This window comes from Pseudomonas sp. 28 E 9 (assembly GCF_900004785.1).
Lineage (GTDB): Bacteria > Pseudomonadota > Gammaproteobacteria > Pseudomonadales > Pseudomonadaceae > Aquipseudomonas > Aquipseudomonas orientalis_A.
In genome coordinates, this window is the sequence record NZ_CVTK01000053.1 from 46,128 (window position 1) to 52,873 (window position 6,746).

Below are 6,746 nucleotides of genomic sequence, written 5' to 3' on the forward strand. Positions count from 1 at the left end.
TACAACAAGCTCAGGAGCAACCTTATGGAAACCGCGAAACTTGCCACCCGCCGTTGGTGGTACATCATGCCCATCGTGTTTATCACCTACAGCCTGGCCTACCTGGACCGCGCCAACTATGGCTTCGCCGCCGCCTCCGGGATGGCCGAAGACCTGATGATCACCCCGGGCATGTCGTCCCTGCTCGGCGCGCTGTTTTTCCTTGGCTACTTTTTCTTCCAGGTGCCGGGGGCGATCTACGCGCAGAAGCGCAGCGTCAAGAAACTGATTTTCGTCAGCCTGATCCTGTGGGGCGGCCTGGCCACCCTGACGGGCGTGGTGTCCAACGCCTACATGCTGATCGTGATTCGCTTCATGCTCGGGGTGGTCGAAGCCGCGGTGATGCCGGCGATGCTGGTGTACCTGTGTCACTGGTTCACCCGTGCCGAACGCTCGCGGGCCAACACCTTTCTGATCCTCGGCAACCCGGTGACCATGCTGTGGATGTCGGTCGTCTCGGGCTATCTGGTGCAGCATTTCAGCTGGCGCTGGATGTTTATCATCGAGGGCTTGCCGGCGGTGCTGTGGGCATTTATCTGGTGGAAGCTGGCCGATGAGCGCCCCAAGGATGCCAAGTGGCTGAGCGACAGCGAAAAGCAAAGCCTGGAAAGCGCCCTGGCCGCCGAACAGGTGGGTATCAAGGCGGTGAAGAACTATGCCGAAGCATTCCGCTCGCCGAAGGTGATCATCCTCGCGCTGCAGTTCTTCTGCTGGAGCATTGGCGTGTATGGCTTCGTATTGTGGTTGCCATCGATCCTCAAGGCCGGCCTTAAAATGGACATGGTCGAGGCCGGCTGGCTCTCGGCGCTGCCTTACCTTGCCGCCGTGATCGGCATGCTGGTGGTTTCCTGGGGCTCGGACAAGCTGCAAAAGCGTAAACGCTTCGTGTGGCCGCCGCTGTTGATTGCCTCGATTGCGTTTTATGCCTCCTATGCGCTCGGCGCGGAACACTTCTGGTGGTCCTACACGCTGCTGGTGATTGCCGGCGCGTGCATGTACGCGCCGTATGGTCCGTTCTTTGCCATCGTCCCGGAAATCCTCCCGGCCAACGTCGCCGGTGGCGCCATGGCGCTGATCAACAGCATGGGCGCGCTGGGCTCGTTCGGCGGCTCCTACCTGGTGGGTTACCTCAATAGCAGCACCGGCTCGCCCGGTACCTCCTACCTGCTGATGAGCGGTGCATTGCTGCTGTCGGTGGTGCTGACAATTTTCCTCAAGCCGGGTGCCAGTGACCGTGAACGCACGCCCTTGGCCACCCTCGACATGAAGGCCCATTCCTGATGAAAAAATCCGTGGTTTTATACAAGAAGCTGTCTGCGCCGCTGATGGCGCGCCTGCATGAGCAGGCCGACGTGACGCTGATCGACGCACTGGACGAGCCCGGCCTGGCCCGATTGCGCGACGCCCTGCCGGGCGCCCACGGGCTGCTGGGCGCGAGCCTGCGCCTGGATGCAGGGCTGCTCGACCTGGCGCCGAAACTGGAGGCGGTGGCGAGTGTCTCGGTGGGCGTCGATAACTACGATATCGACTACCTCACCCAACGCGGCATCCTGCTCAGCAACACGCCGGATGTGCTCACCGAAACCACCGCCGACACCGGCTTTGCGCTGATCCTGGCGACTGCCCGGCGCGTGGTGGAACTGGCCGACCTGGTGCGCGCCGGCCAGTGGAACAAGAACATCGGCCCGTCGCATTTCGGCAGCGACGTGCACGGCAAGACCCTGGGTATCATCGGCATGGGACGCATCGGCGAAGCCCTGGCCCAGCGCGGGCACTGTGGCTTCGGCATGCCGGTGATCTATCACAGCCATTCGCCCAAGCCCGCGGTAGAAGCCCGCTTTGGCGCGCAGTACCGAAGCCTGCCGGATTTGCTCAAGGAAGCCGATTTCGTCTGCCTGACCTTGCCGCTCACCGCCGAGACCGAGAAGTTGATCGGCGCCGAGGAGTTCGCGCTGATGGGTCCGGAGACGATCTTCATCAACATTTCACGGGGCAAGGTGGTGGACGAAGCGGCGCTGGTCGAGGCCTTGCAACAGCGCACCATTCGCGCGGCCGGCCTGGATGTGTTCGAGAAAGAGCCGCTCGATCACGCGTCCCCGCTGTTGCGCTTGAACAACGTGGTGGCCACGCCGCACATCGGCTCGGCGACTCATGAGACGCGCGAAGCGATGGCCAGGTGTGCGGTGGATAATCTGTTGCAGGCGTTGGCGGGCGAACGGCCGCAGAATCTGGTGAACGCAGACGCCTGGGAACAATAGTGCCCTGACAACAGGGTTCAAATGTGGGAGGGGCGGTGCGACGATTCGACTTGTCCCCCGATGGCGGCCTCTGGGCCGACCAGGATGTTGGATTGGACCGAGTACATATCCGTTTCTGCGGTAACGGCTGCTAATGGTTCCGCTTTTACAGCGGCTCACTTTTGAAAAGCGCAAAAGTAAGCAAAACGCTCTTGCCCCACCACTCGGCACCTCGCTTAGGCTCGGTGTGCCCTCTCTCCGGCTTGAATCCGTGGGCCGCCGCAATGGGCCATCCATGGCCCAGTGCGGCTAACCCGGCGTCCTGCCGGGTTACCCACGAATTCAAGCCTGCGTTCGGCCAGCGTGGTTTAACGGGGCGCCTAAGATCAAGATCAAGAGCGACTCGCTTCGCATCGTGGTTACGGTTGGCGCTACTGAGTTGTGTAGACAGCCCCCTCCCACATTTGAACCGTATTTCAGATTTTAGATAACGAACCGGGCCACCATCGCGTTCAGATCCACCGCCAAGCGTGACAGCTCATGGCTGGCCGCACTCGTTTGATTGGCGCCCGCCGCCGATTGCGTCGCCAGGTCGCGGATATTCACCAGGTTGCGATCCACCTCGCGCGACACCTGGGCCTGCTCTTCGGACGCGCTGGCGATCACCAGGTTGCGTTCGTTGATCAGGCTGATCGACTGAGTGATCTGCTCCAGTGCCACACCGGCGGCGCGGGCCATTTCCAGGGTACTTTGGGTGCGCTGGTTGCTCTGCTGCATCGACTGCACGGCTTCACCGGTGCCGTTCTGGATGCCGGCGACCATTTTTTCGATTTCCTGGGTCGACTGGGCCGTGCGATGAGCCAGTGCGCGCACCTCGTCGGCCACCACCGCAAAGCCACGCCCGGCTTCACCGGCGCGTGCCGCTTCGATCGCGGCGTTGAGCGCCAGCAGGTTGGTCTGCTCGGCAATCGCGCGGATCACGTCGAGGACCTTGCCGATGTCCCGCCCTTGCGCCGCCAGCCCTTCGATCATGGCCGCCGTGTTTTGCACGTCCTGGGTCATGGTCTGGATCGCGCCGACCGTCTCGACGACCCGGTCGCGGCCTTCCCGTGCGGCCTGGTTGGATTGGCCGGAGGCTTCGGAGGTGGACACCGCATTGCGCGCCACCTCTTCCACGGCGGCGGTCATCTCATTGACCGCCGTGGCCGCCTGGTCGATTTCATTGTTCTGTTGCTGCAAGCCCTTGGAGGCTTCCTCGGTGACAGCGCTCAGTTCTTCGGCAGCCGACGCCAACTGCGTGGCCGAGCCTGCAATGTGCTGGATGGTCTGGCGCAGATTGGTTTGCATGGTCGACAAGGCACTGATCAGCCGTGCCGGTTCGTCCTTGCCGTCGTCTTCGATAGCGGTCGTCAGGTTGCCGCCGGCGATGCTTTCAGCCGCTTGCACGGCCTTGCGCAGCGGCGTGACGATGCTGCGGGTCAGCAGCCAGGCCAGCAACACCGTCAGCAACGCAGCGGCCACCGACACCAGGATGACGCCGGTAATGGCCACTTCGTAGCTGTGTTCTGCCTGGGTATCGGCGGCCTTGGCGCCGGCGGCGTTGAGGGCGATCAGTTTGTTCAACTGCTCGCCCATCTGGTCGGTGCCGTCCTTGATACGGCTGTTGATCAGCGCGCGCATTTCATCGACCTTGTCTTGTTTGGACAGGGCAATCATGTCGGCTTGCGCCTTGAAGTAGTTGTCCAGAGTGGTCGAAAAAGCCTTGTACAACAGCGTCTCCTCGGCATCTGCCGGCAGCGCGGCGTAATGGGCCTGCGCCGCCTTGACCTTGTCGACCAGCACGCCGATGCGGGTTTCGGCTTCCTGCAGGGCGACCGGCTCACGGTTGACCAGCACGCGAAAGGACAGGATGCGCATGCGCAACACGTTTTCCGTCATGTGACCCAGGTACGTCACGCTGGGCAACTGATTGGTGCTCATGTCCAGCGAAGCCTGGCGCATCAGGGTCATGCGGTTGACCGCAAACACCCCCAGGATGACCACCAGAACGGCGATAAAGGCGAACCCGAGAAAGGCGCGAGGGGCGATATTCAGATGACGGAGGGACATAGGGCTGCTCTCAGAAAGGGTGTTTGCGCGCATCCCTGCCGCGAAACGATCGGCCAGCGACAATGCGCTGCCAGACTTTGGCCACCGCTGTTGTTATTGATACGTGGACCTATAAGAACTATCGGCACGCCCGAGGGTTTTATGCAGGGGTTTCATAAATATTTTTTTACACTTCAGGCAATCCACCGTTTCTGGCATCCTGCGCCTCCATTTTCCGACCCGAGCCCTCATTTTGTCTGACGCTCAAGCCCCTCGCCCGCGCTATAAATCCGACCTGATCTACGGCCTCGAAGACCGTCCGCACTTCACTGCGGCGGTGTTTGCCGCCCTGCAGCATGTGCTGGCGAGTTTCGTCGGCATCATTACCCCGACCCTGATCGTCGGTGGCGTGCTGGGCCTGGAAAGCGAAGTGCCGTATCTGGTGAGCATGGCGCTGTTCGTCTCGGGGCTCGGCACCTTTGTGCAGGCGCGTACGTTCGGCCCCATTGGCTCGGGCCTGTTATGCCTGCAGGGCACCAGCTTTTCCTTTATCAGCGTGATTTTGAGCGCCGGGTTCATGGTCAAGGCCCGCGGCGGCGGTACCGATGAAATCCTCTCGACGATCTTTGGCATCTGCTTTTTCGCAGCCTTTATCGAAGTGGTGCTCAGCCAGTTCATCGGCAAGTTGCGCAAGCTGATTACCCCGGTGGTGACCGGCACCATCATCACCTTGATGGGGTTGTCGTTGATCAAGGTCGCGGTGACCGACATGGCCGGCGGTTTCGGTGCCAGCGACCTGGGCGCGGCGAGCAATATGGGCCTGGCGGCGCTGGTGCTGCTGACCATCGTGGTGCTCAACCGCTTCGACAACCCGTTCCTGCGCCTGGGCTCGATCGTGATCGGCCTGACCCTGGGTTTTGTCGTGGCCTGGTGGCTGGGCCGTGTCGACATGGCCGCCCTGCCCCAGGTGCCGCTGATCAGCGTGCCGGTGCCGTTCAAGTACGGCTTCTCGTTCGACTGGGTTGCGTTTATCCCGGTGGCGGTGATCTTCCTGATTTCGCCCCTGGAAGCCGCCGGTGACCTGACCGCCAACTCGATGATTTCCCAGCAGCCGGTCAAAGGCCCGCGGTATATCAAGCGCATCAAGTCCGGCCTGCTCGCCGACGGCCTCAACTCGGCGATGGCGGCCACCTTCAACAGCCTGCCGATGGTGACCTTCGCCCAAAACAACGGCGTGATTCAGCTGACCGGCGTGGCCAGCCGCTACGTGGCCTACTTCATCGCCGGCCTGCTGGTACTGCTGGGGCTGTTCCCGATGATCGGCGCGGTGCTGCAACTGATGCCCAAACCCGTGCTGGGCGGCGCGACCCTGATCATGTTCGGCACCGTGGCCGTGGCCGGCATCAAGATCCTCGCCGAAGCCGGGCTGCACCGACGCAACGTACTGATCGTGGCGATTTCCCTGGGGATGGGCCTGGGCGTTGCAGCCGTGCCCGAAGTGCTGCGCGACTTGCCCAAGGCGCTGCATAACATCTTCGAGTCGCCGATCACCGTGGGGGCGTTCTGTGCCATCCTGCTGAACATTTTCCTGCCCGAAGCGTTCATAGAGCTGGAAGAAGATGAATTCGATCCGGAGTCCTCGACCCTCAAGGTCATGCAGGACCCGGACGTTACGAAACAGTAGGAGCACGTTCAGATGCGCAAGCTCATGGTGGTATCGCTGTTGTTGCTGACCTTGAGCGCCTGCGCGCTGTTGCCCCAGCGCGATCCGGTCAACATCAACGTGGTCGGCATCGAACCGCTGCAAAGCCAGGACTTGGAAGTGCGCTTCGCCGTCAAATTGCGGGTGCAGAACCCCAATGAAGCGGCGATCGACTACAGCGGCGTGGCGCTGGACCTGGAGGTCAACGGCCGGCCGCTTGCGTCCGGGGTAAGTGACCAGGCGGGCAGCATCCCGCGTTTCTCCGAGACGGTGCTGATGGTGCCGGTGAGCGTTTCGGCGTTTTCCGTGTTGCGCCAGACGTTGGGCCTGAGCCAGACCCAGAGCCTGAATAACCTGCCGTATGTGCTGCGCGGCAAGCTGGCGGGCGGGTTGTTCGGAACGTTGCGTTTTGTGGAACGTGGCACCCTGGATTTGCCCAACACCGCCACCTGGTGAACGACGGGCAACAAACGCTGAAGATCAAATGTGGGAGGGGCTTGCCCCCGATGAGCATAGGTATCTACACAACTCTGTAGCGGCCAACGCTAACCACGATGCGCAGCGAGTCGCTCTTGATCTTGATCTGGCTTTTGATCTCAGGCGCCCCGTTAAACCACGCTGGCCGAACGCAGGCTTGAATCCGTGGGTAACCCGGCAGGACGCCGGGTTAGCCGCACTGG

The 6,746-nt window shown here is 61.9% G+C and carries 5 protein-coding genes; 4 read left to right on the plus strand and 1 reads right to left on the minus strand.

The genetic code is table 11. The features are described 5' to 3' along the window. The first annotated feature begins 24 nt into the window (after positions 1 to 24). Together BFQ00_RS20775 and BFQ00_RS20780 are read left to right on the plus strand one after the other, a co-directional pair. Positions 25 to 1,320 (plus strand): MFS transporter, encoded by a 1,296-nt coding sequence (locus BFQ00_RS20775; RefSeq protein WP_065887373.1) that lies wholly within the window; start codon positions 25 to 27, stop codon positions 1,318 to 1,320. Further along, entirely contained in the window at positions 1,320 to 2,297 is a 978-nt protein-coding gene (locus BFQ00_RS20780) for a 2-hydroxyacid dehydrogenase (protein WP_065934592.1), read from the plus strand. Before BFQ00_RS20775 ends, BFQ00_RS20780 begins: the two co-directional genes overlap by 1 nt. A gap of 462 nt (positions 2,298 to 2,759) precedes the next feature. On the opposite strand, the gene BFQ00_RS20785 is transcribed toward BFQ00_RS20780, so the two are convergent. Beyond that, complete coding sequence (locus BFQ00_RS20785; protein ID WP_371914203.1) at positions 2,760 to 4,418, minus strand: methyl-accepting chemotaxis protein; 1,659 nt, start codon at positions 4,416 to 4,418, stop codon at positions 2,760 to 2,762. Between the two features lie 199 nt (positions 4,419 to 4,617). On the opposite strand from BFQ00_RS20785, the gene BFQ00_RS20790 reads away from it, so the two are divergent. Together BFQ00_RS20790 and BFQ00_RS20795 are read left to right on the plus strand one after the other, a co-directional pair. Continuing rightward, complete coding sequence (locus tag BFQ00_RS20790; RefSeq protein WP_065893150.1) at positions 4,618 to 6,048, plus strand: nucleobase:cation symporter-2 family protein; 1,431 nt, start codon at positions 4,618 to 4,620, stop codon at positions 6,046 to 6,048. Between the two features lie 12 nt (positions 6,049 to 6,060). Beyond that, on the plus strand, positions 6,061 to 6,522 hold the full coding sequence (locus BFQ00_RS20795; protein ID WP_065934594.1) for an LEA type 2 family protein: 462 nt from the start codon (positions 6,061 to 6,063) through the stop codon (positions 6,520 to 6,522). Positions 6,523 to 6,746: the final 224 nt, after the last annotated feature.